Below are 15,395 nucleotides of genomic sequence, written 5' to 3' on the forward strand. Positions count from 1 at the left end.
TTAGAGTGACTTATTTAAAGTAATAGTGGCTAAGATTTCCAAAAAATGGTTGTACCGCAAGGCACAAGCACTTGTGAATAGTAAGAGGGAATCGATAAAATAGCAATCTAACAGTTTTTAAAAAAACTTATCAGTAGTTAGCAATCCAAGCGGGATACCCATACAGTTTTTTAAAAGTCTTTTGTTGTTTGCAAAGTGATCATTGTTTGCACTGTTAGATGTTTTTCCGTATAATAGCTGTATTGATTTATTTGAAAAAACGTACAGTTACTGGAGGAAAAAAATGGGAAGTTATCAAACAAGAAGTGAAAGACATCATCAACCAAAGAAGACGATAAAAAGACCTACTAAAAAGGCGGTGGTCTCTTTGATGGGGGCAGGAATGATGTTAGCGCCAATGACGGTCACTTTCGTTCCTCAACAGGTACAAGCTGCTGAGAATCAATACGCGACGCAGGACATCTCAGGTTTTATTGAGCAAATTGGCTGGTCAGCACAAGATGTTGCTGCCAACAATGATCTCTATGCTTCTGTGATGATTGCTCAAGCGATTTTGGAAAGCGGCTATGGTTCTTCCGCGTTATCCAATGCACCCTATTACAATTTGTTTGGGGTCAAAGGCAGTTACAACGGACAAAGTGTCTATATGCCTACACAAGAGTATTTGAATGGTCAGTGGGTAGAGATGAATGAACCGTTTCGTCAATATAACTCTTACTGGGAATCGTTTCAGGATCATGCGAATGTCTTGCTCAGCACGAGTTTCGCGACAGGAACTGCTCATTACAGTGGTGTTTGGAAAAGCCAAACAACCTCATTTTATGATGCAACGAATTACTTGACGGGGCGCTATGCTACCGATCCAGGGTATGCACAAAAACTGAACTGGTTAATTGAAACGTATCAGCTCACACGCTTTGATACTGGGACAACGCAAAGTACCGCATGGACAAGTACAACGAGCACGACTAGCACGAGTACTACGCAAACTACAACGACGACTCAGGTAAACAGCGGATCTACAGCGCAGAGCTATCACGTTGCTTCAGGCGATACACTTTGGGATATCGCCAATAAATTTGGCACAACGGTCGACGCTCTAATGGCAACAAATGGGTTATCTAGTGAGGTCATTGTTGTTGGCCAAGAATTAATCGTTTAATTATCTGATACCGCCTTAAGAATGATTGCTCTAAATGGCATCATTCTTAAGGTTTTTTTGTAATGGAAAAACAAAATCAAGAAAGTGAATACAAACAAATATAAAAAAATAAGAAAAAACTTGAAATTGCTTACTTTTTATTCGCAACTCGGGGTTATTTTAGGTAGAATGGAAGAATAAGAACGGGAGGGATTTTCAATGACAAAAATCTATCAATCGGTCAATGAGTTAGTTGGGCATACGCCAATCGTCAAATTAAATCACATCGTAGAAGAAGGTTCTGCGGATGTGTATCTGAAATTAGAGTTCTTCAATCCTGGGGGAAGTGTCAAGGACAGAATTGCTTTAGCCATGATTGAAAAAGCAGAAAAAAATGGCTTGTTAAAAGCTGGTGATACCATCATCGAACCAACATCTGGGAATACTGGGATCGGCTTAGCCATGATCGGTACGGCAAAAGGCTATCGTGTCGTGCTGGTTATGCCAGAAACCATGAGTATTGAAAGACGTAAAATTGTTCAAGCTTATGGCGCAGAGTTGATTTTGACCCCTGGGTCTGAAGGAATCACTGGTTCTATCAATAAAGCAAAAGAATTAGCAGAACAAGACGGCTATTATATGCCATTACAATTTGAAAACCCAGCCAATCCAGAAGTCCATGAAAAAACGACAGGGAAAGAAATTGAGGATGCGTTTGAATCTAAAGGGTTAGACGCTTTTGTTGCTGGGATCGGCACAGGTGGCACGATCACTGGTGCGGGGAAGGAATTGAAGCGCGTCTATCCTAATTTGAAGATCGTGGGCGTTGAGCCTGCAGAATCAGCTATTTTAGGAGGTGGCAAACCTGGTCCCCATAAGATCCAAGGGATCGGCACGGGATTTGTTCCTAAAGTACTAGACACTGAGATTTATGATCAGGTCATTGCCATCGCTAGTGAGGATGCCATGGAAACTGCGCGTCAAGTTGGGATGAAAGAAGGAATCTTAGTAGGAATTTCTTCTGGTGCAGCGATCAAAGCGGCATTAGAGGTTGCTAAGGACTTAGGAAAAGGCAAAAAAGTCTTAGCGATCGTACCAGATAATGGTGAACGCTATTTGTCTACGGCACTGTATCAGTTTGAAGACTAACAAAGAGGGGGAAAGCAGGCATTCGTTTGTCTGCTTTTCTTTCTCGAAAAACTGAGGGAAGACGGGCTGGGCAAATGCGTTATTCCTTTAAAAAAACAAGGAAAGCTGTTTGAATTTTTAGGTTTTACATAGTATGATAGGTAAGATAAGAGAAATGGAGGAACTCCTGTGAGTACGATCTACGATGAAGCGATCAAACGATTAAAACATGAAAATATTCGTATTACACCGCAGCGAGTAGCGATATTAGAATTTTTAGCCAGTCACGATGCCCATCCGACCGCTGAAGAGATTTATCGGGCGATCGAAGTTCATTTTCCTGGTATAAGTGTCGCAACGGTATACAATAACTTACGTTTGTTCACAGAAATTGGCTTTGTAAAAGAAATGAATTATGGAGATGCCTCCAGTCGTTTTGATTTTACAACGGAGCCTCATTATCATGCTATCTGCCAAAAGTGTGGAAAGATCGCTGATTTTTACTATCCAGGATTGGAAGATGTCGAAATGGCGGCTTCGAAATTAACTGGGTATCAAATAAATAACCATCGACTAGAAGTTTATGGCCTATGTCCCGAATGCCAAGTGAAAGAGGAGGAAACAAAATGAAGATAATTTCTACAGATCAAGCACCACAAGCAATCGGTCCTTATGTTCAAGCAAAAATCGCAAACGGCTTTTTGTTTGCTTCTGGTCAAGTGCCATTAGATCCTGTTTCGGGGGAAGTTGTCGGTACGACGATTGAAGTACAGACTCAGCAAGTATTGAAAAATATCAACGCGATTCTTGAAGCGGCGGAACTTACGCCAGATGACATCGTTAAGACGACATGTTTTTTAAAAAATATGAATGATTTCGTTCCTTTCAATAATACGTATAGCACATTGTTCAATGAAGCGTTACCTGCACGTTCTGCTGTCGAAGTTGCTCGCTTACCAAAAGATGTTTTGGTTGAAGTTGAGATCATCGCAGCAGTCAAAGAAAAAGCGTAACCAACAAAGAATCGTGGGACGTCCGCATTTGCGTCGTCCCCTTTTTATTGATTCGATCCTGATAGGATGAATCTTTATGTTTCAGATGAGCCAAGGAGAAGAGGATGTAGTATGGTTTCATTAAAGGAATATTTGGCAAAAGGGCAAACGACGATTTCAAATTTGCTTTTAGAGAATTACCATCATCTTGGTTTGACGAATGATGAATTTTTGTTATGGCTGCAACTGTATCGCAGCCATGAGCAAGGCAATGATTTTCCAGATTTACGTGAGATCGCCTCGGTGATGGGCAGCGACCAAAAAGAGATCTATCATTGGTTGAATCAATTGCTGAAAAAAGATGTGCTGCGAATGGGTTCAAAAAAAGACGACGCAGGAAAAATGGTGGATTATTATGATTTCACTGGCATTTATGAACGGCTCGAGTTTCTTTTGAAGCAGCAATCTAAAAAGGAATCCGCTGAAACAAATGAAGAGAAGATACGCGAGTTGTATCGCTTATTTGAAGGAGAATTTGGTCGCCCCTTATCGGCGATCGAATACCAACGGATCGGGCAGTGGTTGGATGAGGACCACTATGATCCCGAGCTGGTCCAGTTTGCTTTGCGAGAAGCGGTCTTGAATCAAGCGTATAGTTTAAACTATATCGATCGTATTTTGCTTTCGTGGGAACGCAAGAATATTACCTCAAAAGCGCAAGTAGAAGAAGAGCAAAAAAGAAGAAAAAAACAGTTTCTTCAAAATGAAACTACGCCACAAGAAGATGGCCCAATGCCCAAAATCCCTATGCATAATTGGTTAGAAGGAGAGTAAGATACAAGGAGTTTAATTCGTCCAATGATCAGTAAAGAAAAAACAATGACTGCGATAGAAATAATGTATGAGATGTTTCCTGATGCACATGGAGAACTAGTGTCAAAAAATGCCTTTGAATTGCTGATTGCTGTCATCCTAAGCGCACAGGCAACGGATGTGTCAGTCAATAAAGTGACACCGGCACTTTTTGAAGCATATCCAACGCCGCAGGCTCTCAGCGAGGCGCCGTTAGAAGACATTATTGAAAAAATCAAATCGATTGGCCTCTATCGAAACAAAGCGAAAAATATCAAAGCTTGTGCCTCTGAATTGTTGCTGCGTTTTGGAGGCGAAGTGCCTCAAACCAGAGAAGACTTAATTTCTTTGCCAGGTGTCGGCAGAAAAACAGCGAACGTCGTTCTTGGCGATGCATTTGGCATTCCAGCAATCGCTGTCGATACGCATGTCGAGCGGGTATCAAAAAGGCTGCGCATCTGTAAACTAGACGCCAACGTATTAGAAGTCGAACAAACATTGATGAAAAAGATTCCAGATACGTTGTGGGTCAAAACGCATCACACGTTAATTTTCTTTGGTCGTTATCATTGCACAGCACGGGCACCTAAGTGTGAGGTTTGTCCATTGTTGACAATGTGCCAAGAAGGAAAACTTCGGATGAAGGGGAAGAAAACCATTTAATGGTGAACATAAACCAAAAGTAACTAGGATCAAGACGCTAAGCGAAATCGCTTAGCGTTTTTTTTGCATAAGTTGATAAAAGAACAGGTGATTAACGTAACAACCTTTGATAAAGCCGTTTCAAGTAACTGGAAAAACATAAGCTTACTGAACTTTTTTGATTACACCACTCAAAAACAGGTGGTTTTTCACAAAGAGCGCGTGTGACGATTGTTGCTCGATACGAGATTAAACCTTCCAATACGCCTTTTTATGAAAGTATTTGTAGGCTTAATATGATGGGATTCTTTCGCAAAAATTTTAACTTCTCTTTTTTATAAAATCCTATTTTTGGTCAATAATAAGTAACGTTAATAAGAAAATTCACCTATTGGTGAAAAATAGTATTTCAAATCTGTGGAAATCATCAGTATAGTGAACTTTGTCAAAGGTTATAAGTCTTTCTCTGCTATTTTGCTAATGACAGAAAAAGCGTTGCAAATTTCGAAATGATTCTTTAACAATCTCATAATCATTTTTGTTACGGATACTAGACAAACGCAGTTTTGAAAAGATCACTTATAAGATGTGGCAAGTATAGAGGAGGAGGGAGAATGAAAGGAGAAAAGGTATGGAAATTAGTTCGTATGGTTCTGTTTTGCACTCTTTTTTATGGGATAACTATTTCTACGGCAGCGGTGAATGCTCAGGAAGTGCAGTCGGTTGAAACAGAAAGCTCTGTGCTTTTTACCGGTGTTTATGAGCCTATTGGCCAACCCAAACCAGCACCGCCAGCAGGCCCTACAGAGAATATCTCGCCACCAAAAGAGGTAGCAAAACCAGGTGGCATTTTACCAAAGACCAACGAGACAAAAACTTACGGCGTAATCTTGCTTGGATTACTGCTCGTACTGGTTGCATTGTATGCGCAATATACCAAACATCGATCAAAATTTATGATGGTTAAAAAGAAAAGACAAATAATTTGAAAGCAGGGATGAATTTGAAATTCGTACGATTTGCATCGGCAGCTGTTTTAGCTGCAACTTTATTTACTATTAGCGCGGAAGCCTTCGCTACTGAAAGTGTAACAAACCATGATACAGAAGGGAAAGTTCTCTTTGTACCAAACGATAGCGAAGCGACAGTGGTTCAACCACCAAATCCTGGTCCTAATGGTCCAGATGTAGAGATCAATCCAGTCGGCCCTGAAGGACAAACAGGACCATTGACGATTGCTTACGCACCTACGCTTAATTTCGGTGAGCAAGTGATTTCTAATACCGATCAAGAATATAAGCTAGTGGCTGAATTACACAAGCTAAAAGACGCGGAAGATAGTGAAGAAAGAGTTCCGTATGTTTCATTTGCCCAAGTCCAAGATACGCGCGGGACAAATGCTGGTTGGGATTTAAAAGTTTCATTAAGTGCTTTTGAATCAGGAACACAAAATAATGAACTGACTGGAGCAAGAATTCGTTTTAATTCGCCGAAATTGGAATATAACGGAAGCAACCAAGAAAATGAACCACAAATTCATGCGGATGGATTGATTTTAGATGCTACAAATAGTGAGCGTTCGGTTCTGACCGCCGCTCAAACAAAAGGTGCCGGCGTTTCGTCAGTCGTTTGGGGCGATCAGGAAGAAATCAATCGACAAGTGGAAGCAGGCGCAGAGGTTGTTGAAAATGCCGGAATCGAATTACTTGTTCCTGGATCAACAGCAAAAGACGCTGCTCTTTATGAAGCAACCCTTACTTGGACATTGGCTGCAACAGCCGGACCGGACGGAGAAACGGTTCAATAACTTGGTTTTGTACTGAATAAAAAAGAAAGAAGGAACTAGAAATGCAAAAGATTCGTTTAGCTACGGTCGCTGTATTATCCACCACTTTACTAGCCGGAGGCGTTCAAGCCTTTGCCCAATCTTCATTAGAAACGACTACCGATAACGTTATAGGATTTACCTCAGACGGAAGCGATCTAACAGAGGTACAGCCTCCAGTCGTAAACCCAGAAGTAGAAACAATCGAACCAACACCGCCAGGGCAAACGGGTCCGTTTACCATTGCTTATGCACCAAAAACTTTTGATTTTGGTCAGAATGCTATCTCTACCAGTGATCGTTGGTATTCAATGGTTGCAGATGAGCGTAATTTGGCTGATCAATCAGGTACGACACCGTATGTATCATTTGCCCAAGTGCAAGATACCCGAGGAACGCATGCTGGTTGGACATTAAATGTTAGTCTAACTGATTTTACTTCTGAATCAGGGGATGTTTTGACTGGGGCAAAAATCAAGTTGGCAAACCCTGAGATCGTGTTCAACAAAGGCGAAGGTGATCGAGACTTACAGCCAAGTGCCGTTATCAATAGTGAAGAACAAAATGCGTTGATCCTAGATGTCAACGATCAAGACATTCCTGTCATGCGTGCTTCGGTCGGTCAAGGCGCGGGCGCTTCATCGATTTACTGGGGAGATCAAGAAAAATTGACGGAACAAAATCTTAATAAACAAGAAGACGAAATTATCAGAAATGATGATATTCAACTATTTGTACCAGGCTCTACCACGCAGCTAGCAACCAACTATACTGCGGAAATGACATGGACGCTAACTGCTTCTGTTGATAGTGGCGGCGAAACAGTAAATCCGTAAGAAGGATCATAGCTTGCAACAAGAAACAACTGGCAGGAATAGTAAATTATTCCTGCCTTTTTTGGAAGGAGAACCACTTTTGACTGAACAACGTATAAGAATGAAATGGATAAAAACGGTTACCTGTGCGGTCATCCTGCTATCATTCTTTTTTTCGCCAAGATTGAGCTATGCTCAGACAGAATCAGAATTAAACTTCTATGTGACGCCTATCTTACCAGAAAGTCAGCTGGAAGGAGGGGCGTTGGGGTATTTCGATTTAAATCTTGGGGCAGGAGAACGTGATGAATTGGCTTTAGAGATCGAAAATGGTTCTGATCAAGCGATCGAAATAGAAATTTCTGCCCATACGGCATTTACGAATGTGAATGGTGTTGTGGAATATGGCCGGGATGCAGAATCCCCTGATCCGACTTTACCTGCATCAATTGATGAACTGGTAGAGGTGCCGGAAACCATATCGTTAGATCCATTAGAAAAACGAATCATTTCTTTACCGATTGCGATGCCAGAAGAGGAATTCAAAGGGGTTTTGGCAGGTGGCATTCGAATCAATGAAGTTATTTCTAAAGAGGAGCAAACACAATCTGCTGAAGAAGGATTAGGCATACGGAATGCATTTTCCTATGTCATTGGTGTGGTAGTAAGCAACAATCGGTCCGCAATGGATCCGGGATTGGAACTGCTTGATGTTTTTGCCGATCAAGTAAATTACCGAAACGTATTTAGTGCTGTTATCCAAAATTATACATCGACATTTGTCAATCAATTGGAAGTAACAGCTGAAATTCGATCTGTTGGCAGTGAGACGATCTTATATGAAGCAAGTCAAGCAGCGATGCAAATGGCTCCTAATTCACATATGCATTTCCCAATTCCCTTGAATGGCGATCGTTTTCGTAATGGGGAGTATGTATTAAATCTTACTGCACGGTCAGGAGAGGAAGAGTGGTCTTGGGAACAGACATTTAGCGTGGAGGCAGAAGATGCTCGCCGCTTAAATGAACTCGATGTCAATGTAGATACGTCGCTCAATTGGTGGATGATCGCCACGGCTGGTCTAATCAGCTTGTTTTTATTGCTTGTGATCATCCTAATTGTTCATAAGAAAAAAAAGGCAAAGGAAGGTGGGAATAGTTGAAATGAAGAATACCCCACACAAGGTAATAATTGCGATCATTATTGGATTACTAAGTGTGCAAACTTTTTTTCCAAGTCTGAGTAGTTTACTATTGCCAGAAATCCACGCCATCGATCACACGATTGAACCATTGGACGAAACGCAGAACATGTCCTTGCTTGATAAAGCAACACAACCGATCCAAACAAAAGAATTTGACATCCATAATCCTTTTTTTCAGTTTCCAGTTAGTGTGATTGAAGGTATCGTGGATCAACCGATCGATGTTTTCGTCGTATCAAGCCAACCGTTAGATGAGATTACGCTAGTTGTAGCGAAAGAAGCATTGATCGTGGAAGAAGAATTTGCTGCAGAAGTGAAGAGTAAAAAGCTGTCTGAAGAAGAACAGGAATGGAAGCTTACCTTTGATGAAGAGCTAATGGAGTTCGAGATTCCTATCGTCTTTAATAAAATAGGCGATTATCAACTGATTATAGGTGAAGCGGAACTAACGATCGAAGTACAGGCAGAAGATGACGGGGAAGAGGACTCGGATGATGATGCAGATAATGAAACGATCGAGACAGAAGTCTCACCATCAGAGACGCCGCAGGAAGGGGAACGAACCACGCAACCTTCCAATGACGCGAACCTAAACGAGAATCAGCAAGACACAGAAGCTGATCAAGCAGAAGCGATTGCCCAATTGACAGAACCGGTCACACCGTTAAACGAAATCAGTCACCGAGATGTTTCCAATTGGCAAGAATTTATGGCGGCAATCGTGAACAAAGATGTAAATTATATCAATATCGTAAACGACTTTGAATCTTCGGATAATCCTACTCAAGGAGTTTCTGGAGTGGCTGTGGGAAGTGCAACTTCCAACCCAACAAATGGATTAGCCTATATTTGGACCAATGCTTCTGGAATTTCAAGAACGCTTGTGATCGAAGGCAATGGGTATCAAATCGACTTTAGAGCTGTTGCTGTCGGATTTTATGATAGTACCGTCAATAGTGCAACGCCGTGGGACATTACGTATCAAAATATCGATGTCGTTCATGGCAACTGGTATGGGTTTATGAACTTTACGAATATGAGTATTCCTCAGCAAAATCTATCCAGAATGCGTTACCACAATTTAACCAACGCGGGCAATCAGTTGATCCACTCGTTAGCGACACCTGTTATTATGTCTGGCGAAGTAATATCGCATCAAACTCCGACATATACTTCCAGATCTGGACGTGTGCAAACGATCAATGCAACCAACCAAGCGAATATGGAAGTAACACAATTGGAAATTCTTGATAACGCAACAGTTGACATGTCGACAATAAATTCCGGCAATATCTATTTATATTATGCAACGGGGCGTATGACTATTGGCAATGATGCAAAGATGTCCCTGCGTGCAGCTGGAACAGCCGGTGAGGCTTTTGGAGCAAATATTTATATTGCGAATGGACGGATCAATATCGGTAATCGATCAGAGCTGCATTTGAATGCCCGAGCCAACTCCCCCGCAATCAGTATGTATGCAAGCGGCGCCCACTTTGAAATGTCTGAGGATAGCAAAGTGGTAATCAAAGCTGACGGACGTACCACAAGCCTCAATGGATGGTCCTATAACATTATCTACATGGGTGCTGGAAGCACGATGCTTATTGGAAATAAAAGCAGTGTCGAAATTGATGCAGTGAATCAAGGGACCACCACATCCGGAGTGATCCATGTAGCCGGTGCCGCCACATTTATTGTTGCTAAAGAAGGAATCTTGGATATTAAGTCAGACGGAACCAATCCCTCTCATTCCTTGATGACATTTTTGAGCTCGGCCTCAACCTTCACTTTTGCGGATGCACAACGCATCAATTTAGAGAAAACAAGGGCGGTTACCGGAAATGCAGCAAATAGTAGCCTTATTTCGATTTCCGGCAGCGGCGGGCTATTAGATGTGGATATTCAAGCAGCGAAGCAATGGCGGCATGGAAACTTGACGGAGGAACCAGACTTCAGTTGGAGTCCAATCTTCAATTTAAAAGTGAATTTTTCCTCTACCTTGTCATCGATTTCGAATGTTTCTTCCATCTCACAAGAGATCGTTGATCATTTTCGCGCGAATTTTACCACAAGAGCACAACGTATCCTATTTGAATATATTCCAGATGTCGAAGTTCATTTAGAACCATTAACGGAAGACCCGGCACTAGATGGATCAAGAATCATTAGAGGAAAAGCCACACCTTATAGTGTGATTCGTTTTGACGGAGATCCAGTTATTCCCGCACCGCAACTGCAATCACCTTCTTTTGATGATAACAGCTTGTTTCATCTTCAAGCAGATGCCAATGGTGATTTCAGCTTGACCTTAGCCGAGGGGGATCGGTTTACAAAACATAATACGGTGACGGCTTACGCTTTCTTAAATGGAAAATTCGATACAGATGAAACAGTTGTTCAAGAGATTGCCACAATGAATCCACGAGATCCGATCGCGCCAGATATTGAAGTGAACCCAGAAAATAAACCGGATATACCAGACCATTTAGGGTTTATCAGTGTCGATTTCATCTCCCAGTATAGCTTTGGAGATGTATCAATAAGTGCAGATACCAAACAGTACAAGGCATTGCCGCAACGTCTTAGCAGTGCAGATGGCTCAGTAACTGAGGAACGGCCAAATTACGTGCAGATTTCTGACCGGCGCGCTCAATTTACCGGTTGGGAACTTAACGCGACATTATCCGCTGCAGGATTTCGTAATGATCGAGGAGAAGAACTTCGGGGTGCACGAATTATTTTAGAAAATGCAGTTATGCTGACGAATGCTGCCAATTCAGCAATTCCTCCCACTTATAGTGAATCAATGATCCTTGATCCTGGGGTACCCGCTTTGATCGCTGAAGCAGATGCAAATGAAGGAAGCGGTACCTGGATTCAGCGCTACGGGGATATGGGGACGATGGGGGATAGTGTCAAACTTGAAGTTCCCATTGGATCAAATCCGCGTAACATGACCTACCAAGCAACGATTGAATGGGAGTTAAGTTTTGTCCCATCTACCGAATGATCAATGCTCAATCTTATCAAATGGAAGCTGTTGACACCTATGACAGCTTCCATTCTTGATAGGAAGATAGTGAGTAAATCGCTTGAAAAGCAGTGGGTTTTACCGTTTTTTTGCGGTAGATCACGCTTACTTCATAATAACCGCGAAGATATAGAGTTCACCTAAACTCGTGCAAAAACTATTCAAGCAGCTTTGAATCAGTTCGTCAGGTTTTGTTCAAAACCAATGATGCCAGCTGAAACAAGAGAAAGGAAACTGTATGAAGAGTAAAAAAAAGAAGTCATATCTGACATTATTCAGTGCTGGGATTTTAGCAAGCCAACTTTTTGTTTCTCCCGTATTGCTGGCGAAAGAAAGCCCTCAGCCTGATAACTATTCAGAAAATACAAATGTCGAACAGGAACTTGATGATCAAGATTCATCGGCAGCAGAAGACCAAGAGAGTCAAGAAGACGTCAGCAAAGAGCAAACGGAGGGCTCGACCGAGCTATCCACCGAATCAAATGAGACGCTTATGGATTCAGAAACAGCAGATACCGTTGTAGAAACTCCCGATTCGTCTGAAGAAGTAGACTCAACGCAAACGACCGAGTCAGCGGAAACGACCGAAATAGAGGAATCAGAGTCCACGGAACCTTCCGAGGAAGAGGAAAAAATAGATGCTGAAACGGACGATCTAGAAGTAGAAACAGAGAACAAGCCAAAAGAGACCGACTTGATTGATGAGTCATTGGCACCAAAAGAAAATGAAATTTCAACTGATAGCAACGAAAATACTGAAAATGCAAAAAAAGAGGAGCCGAAAACACCTCCGATTATTGCACCTGAGCAAGTAATAAACCCTGTCGTTCAAACACCAGATGCTACTTCTGACTTGAAAAATTCTTTTTATGATGGACGTACTATTGATTTACCAGAGAGTTTTCGGGCAGCAAAGATCGCAGATTCGAATCTGTTAGATTTCACCTTGCCGATATTAGCTGATTATGATGCGCAATGGCAAGCGGCATTCGTCTACGAGATCATCGGACAAATTGGTGAACTAGAAGAACCATTGACGATGGACGAATGGATCAATGAACGGATCAAAGCGGTTATAAATGGGGAAGCTAGCTGGATAGAAAAAGAACAGCAGGTTGAACAATTACAACCGGGGGATCTTTTATATGACGCAAATAAGTTAATCGGTATCTACCTCGCAGATGGTTACCAAGCAAGTTTAGTGACAAATCAAGAAGAGCCAATGAAAACTGCCATCGAAGTTCAGCGGGTTTCTATCGAAGAGCCGCTATCGATCAGACGGCTATCAAATCCTGAATTGGCTACATATGGCGAAAAGCTAGTTGCTGAATATCCAGCCCCTTACGAATTTACAGTGAATCAAAAGACCCAGATGTTTATTGAAACATTGGCACAAGAAGCCCAAAGCTTAGGGCAAGAATACGATGTCTTTGCTTCTGTTTTGATCGCGCAAGCGATCCTTGAAAGCGGCAGTGGCGACAGCGGGCTTTCCAGCAGTCCCCATTATAACCTTTTTGGCATCAAAGGCAGTTATCAAGGAAACAGCGTGACTTTACCAACAATGGAAGATAAAGGCAACGGGGAACTTTTCCAAATTCAAGCCGCCTTTCGTTCCTATTCAAGTTATCGAGATTCCATGGCAGATTATGTCAAATTGATTCGCGGAGGAATCACTGGAAATCCAACCTTTTATCAAGACGTGTGGCGCTCTGAATCAAAAAACTATCTTCGGGCAGCAGATGCTTTGACGGGCACTTATGCGACTGATGTTAATTATAGTAAAAAAATCAATTCACTGATTGCGGTCTATGGATTGACGCAATATGACCAAGTGATCGCAACAGAAACAGGCTTGTTTATCCAAGGAAAAGAACAAATTCCAGAAGAGTATCGCTCCCTTATGACATTCCCAGAATACAACGGTCGTGACTACAATCTTTCTGGTTCGTATCCTGTTGGACAATGTACTTGGTATGTGTTCAATCGCGTGAGTCAATTAGGCGGTCAAGTAGATGACTACATGGGAAATGGTGGTCAATGGGGCAATACCGGACGACGTTTAGGTTACAACGTCAGTCAAACGCCTAAAGCAGGCAGTATGATCTCTTTTGCACCTGGAACAGCTGGATCTGATCCTCGTTATGGTCATGTCGCTTTTGTTGAAGCCGTTGGTCCAAATGGTATTTTGGTTTCAGAAGGAAATGTCTATGGTGGAACCACAATCTCTTATCGCGTGATCAGCAATGAATTGGCGCACTCATCAAGTGTTTCATATATTATGCCAAAATAAGGATGGAGGGCTGGCAATATGAGTAAAAGGCATAGACAAATAGGTCTTCCTATCAGTGGTATCTTTTTGATGGTCCTTTTGCTTATTGTGTTTCTTCAGCCGTATCGACTGGCGTTAGTCAGAGGAACATCCATGCTGCCGACGATCGAGGATCGACAAGTTGTGCTGGTTCATAAAAAGCGCCAGCCAAATCGCTATCAGCTGATCGCTTTCGAACAGGAAGGAAAATTTTTGATCAAGAGAGTGATTGGTGTGCCAGGGGATTCCTTCGTTCGTACACAGAAGCGGTTGTTGATTGGGGCGGAGGATACTGACTTTGATTTTTCATTTATGATCACTGTGAAGGATGAAGCCGTTGAGGCGTTGCCGATTCGGGGGTACCTCAAAGAAGATGAGTACTTTGTCGTTGGCGATGCACTGCTCACTTCAAGTGATAGTAGAGAATTTGGAATCATTTCAAGTAAAACTTTTTATGGTGTGGTGACCACGTTCTTCTGACACATCAGCTTTTTGAAAGGAAGTTTGCGATGATTCATTTCTTGCAACATATCAACGAGACTAAGTTTGTATCAAAATGGATGAATAAAACGAATTTTAGTTTTGATGGAAGGAAGAGACTGTGATTTTTATCTATATTGGGATGATACTACTTGCCATTGGAGCAGGTAGTATCATCGGTTGGCGATTGTATCGAGAATATTTATTAAGAAAAGTTGAAAAGCAGCTGTCGTCAGATGCTTTAGCCAAAAGGAAACTTCGTTTATTTAAGCACAACCTCCGCAGTGGGCACCTGCTGATTGTATTGGGCTGCAGTAGTGCCATAATCGTAAGTGTCTTGCTACTAACAGTTTTTCAGCTGACAGGCGGCATTCATTTGCAAAAGCTGCATGAAGAAACCAATCAATTAAAAGAGGAAGTCTTCGCGCTTAGAACTGAGCAAACGGAATGGATGCGGATGCCGATTTTTGCATATCCTGAGAACGGCTTTTCTTTTGAAGCGATTGATTGGGAGCATTTACTCGTCTCCAATGATCGTGAAGCACAGTTTGCAGCTGAATATGAGTTGGCCTATCAGTTATCACCATATCTAGGTCGCACTGTAGCGATGATTTTTGTTGATCAGCCTTTGCAAGAAATCTCGATTGTTCTATCTAGCAAATTACCATCAATTGATGACTTAAACGGATGGGAAGAGAATTTTTCTCGTCTACTCCATGATATGCAGAACGTTCCCCTGATCACCCAAGGAACCTTCTCTGTCCAATTTTCCAAGGATTCTGATCAGTCCTTTGAGCAGACGATCATTCGTGACGAGAATGGGGTCTGGACCCTTTTAGAACGCAGATTCCCAAACACTGATGCTCAAGAAGTAGCCAACAACGAGAGGAGCGAGAGCATATCGTCTACTCCTCAAACGGATCAAAGTGAAACGATCAATACAAATGAACAAAAAGGCAGTGTGAAAAATTAAT

The 15,395-nt window shown here is 42.0% G+C and carries 14 protein-coding genes; all 14 read left to right on the plus strand.

The window, feature by feature from the left end; genetic code table 11:
- Positions 1–283: 283 nt before the first annotated feature.
- The 14 genes from IGJ15_RS07590 (at position 284) to IGJ15_RS07655 (ending at position 15,394) form a co-directional block, all read left to right on the plus strand.
- Positions 284–1,162 carry a glucosaminidase domain-containing protein gene (locus IGJ15_RS07590; RefSeq protein WP_074535762.1) on the plus strand — a complete coding sequence of 293 codons (879 nt, stop codon included), beginning with the start codon at positions 284–286 and terminating at the stop codon, positions 1,160–1,162.
- A gap of 198 nt (positions 1,163–1,360) precedes the next feature.
- Complete coding sequence (cysK, locus tag IGJ15_RS07595; RefSeq protein WP_005226159.1) at positions 1,361–2,290, plus strand: cysteine synthase A; 930 nt, start codon at positions 1,361–1,363, stop codon at positions 2,288–2,290.
- Between the two features lie 168 nt (positions 2,291–2,458).
- Positions 2,459–2,899 carry a Fur family transcriptional regulator gene (locus IGJ15_RS07600; protein WP_005226158.1) on the plus strand — a complete coding sequence of 147 codons (441 nt, stop codon included), beginning with the start codon at positions 2,459–2,461 and terminating at the stop codon, positions 2,897–2,899.
- The gene (locus IGJ15_RS07605) at positions 2,896–3,282 is read left to right on the plus strand and encodes a RidA family protein (protein WP_015509753.1); all 387 of its coding nucleotides are present in this window, start codon (positions 2,896–2,898) and stop codon (positions 3,280–3,282) included. Before IGJ15_RS07600 ends, IGJ15_RS07605 begins: the two co-directional genes overlap by 4 nt.
- 111 nt (positions 3,283–3,393) lie before the next feature.
- Positions 3,394–4,095, plus strand: coding sequence for a DnaD domain protein (locus IGJ15_RS07610; RefSeq protein WP_074535763.1), 702 nt, complete (start codon positions 3,394–3,396; stop codon positions 4,093–4,095).
- A gap of 24 nt (positions 4,096–4,119) precedes the next feature.
- Positions 4,120–4,776 carry an endonuclease III gene (gene nth, locus IGJ15_RS07615; RefSeq protein ID WP_074535765.1) on the plus strand — a complete coding sequence of 219 codons (657 nt, stop codon included), beginning with the start codon at positions 4,120–4,122 and terminating at the stop codon, positions 4,774–4,776.
- Between the two features lie 593 nt (positions 4,777–5,369).
- Entirely contained in the window at positions 5,370–5,744 is a 375-nt protein-coding gene (locus IGJ15_RS07620) for an LPXTG cell wall anchor domain-containing protein (protein WP_121261285.1), read from the plus strand.
- 14 nt (positions 5,745–5,758) lie between these two features.
- Positions 5,759–6,562 carry a WxL domain-containing protein gene (locus tag IGJ15_RS07625; protein WP_008379814.1) on the plus strand — a complete coding sequence of 268 codons (804 nt, stop codon included), beginning with the start codon at positions 5,759–5,761 and terminating at the stop codon, positions 6,560–6,562.
- Positions 6,563–6,603: 41 nt separating this feature from the next.
- On the plus strand, positions 6,604–7,416 hold the full coding sequence (locus IGJ15_RS07630; protein ID WP_074535768.1) for a WxL domain-containing protein: 813 nt from the start codon (positions 6,604–6,606) through the stop codon (positions 7,414–7,416).
- Positions 7,417–7,429: 13 nt separating this feature from the next.
- Positions 7,430–8,557, plus strand: a complete 1,128-nt coding sequence (locus tag IGJ15_RS07635) for a DUF916 and DUF3324 domain-containing protein (protein WP_167823262.1) — start codon at positions 7,430–7,432, stop codon at positions 8,555–8,557.
- A 1-nt stretch (position 8,558) separates the two neighbouring features.
- Positions 8,559–11,612, plus strand: a complete 3,054-nt coding sequence (locus IGJ15_RS07640; protein WP_086295427.1) for a WxL domain-containing protein — start codon at positions 8,559–8,561, stop codon at positions 11,610–11,612.
- Between the two features lie 259 nt (positions 11,613–11,871).
- Entirely contained in the window at positions 11,872–13,923 is a 2,052-nt protein-coding gene (locus tag IGJ15_RS07645) for a glucosaminidase domain-containing protein (protein ID WP_086295425.1), read from the plus strand.
- Positions 13,924–13,941: 18 nt separating this feature from the next.
- On the plus strand, positions 13,942–14,421 hold the full coding sequence (gene lepB, locus IGJ15_RS07650; protein ID WP_333719179.1) for a signal peptidase I: 480 nt from the start codon (positions 13,942–13,944) through the stop codon (positions 14,419–14,421).
- Positions 14,422–14,542: 121 nt separating this feature from the next.
- On the plus strand, positions 14,543–15,394 hold the full coding sequence (locus tag IGJ15_RS07655) for a hypothetical protein (protein ID WP_236598497.1): 852 nt from the start codon (positions 14,543–14,545) through the stop codon (positions 15,392–15,394).
- Position 15,395: the final 1 nt, after the last annotated feature.

Source organism: Enterococcus sp. AZ079, assembly GCF_050547255.1.
Classification (GTDB): Bacteria; Bacillota; Bacilli; order Lactobacillales; family Enterococcaceae; genus Enterococcus_D; species Enterococcus_D casseliflavus.

Coding starts and splice junctions, on each gene's coding strand:
- IGJ15_RS07590 (WP_074535762.1), top strand. CDS start 284: ATGGGAAGTTATCAAACAAGAAGTGAAAGACATCATCAACCAAAGAAG.
- cysK (WP_005226159.1), top strand. CDS start 1,361: ATGACAAAAATCTATCAATCGGTCAATGAGTTAGTTGGGCATACGCCA.
- IGJ15_RS07605 (WP_015509753.1), top strand. CDS start 2,896: ATGAAGATAATTTCTACAGATCAAGCACCACAAGCAATCGGTCCTTAT.
- IGJ15_RS07610 (WP_074535763.1), top strand. CDS start 3,394: ATGGTTTCATTAAAGGAATATTTGGCAAAAGGGCAAACGACGATTTCA.
- nth (WP_074535765.1), top strand. CDS start 4,120: ATGATCAGTAAAGAAAAAACAATGACTGCGATAGAAATAATGTATGAG.
- IGJ15_RS07620 (WP_121261285.1), top strand. CDS start 5,370: ATGAAAGGAGAAAAGGTATGGAAATTAGTTCGTATGGTTCTGTTTTGC.
- IGJ15_RS07630 (WP_074535768.1), top strand. CDS start 6,604: ATGCAAAAGATTCGTTTAGCTACGGTCGCTGTATTATCCACCACTTTA.
- IGJ15_RS07640 (WP_086295427.1), top strand. CDS start 8,559: ATGAAGAATACCCCACACAAGGTAATAATTGCGATCATTATTGGATTA.
- IGJ15_RS07645 (WP_086295425.1), top strand. CDS start 11,872: ATGAAGAGTAAAAAAAAGAAGTCATATCTGACATTATTCAGTGCTGGG.
- lepB (WP_333719179.1), top strand. CDS start 13,942: ATGAGTAAAAGGCATAGACAAATAGGTCTTCCTATCAGTGGTATCTTT.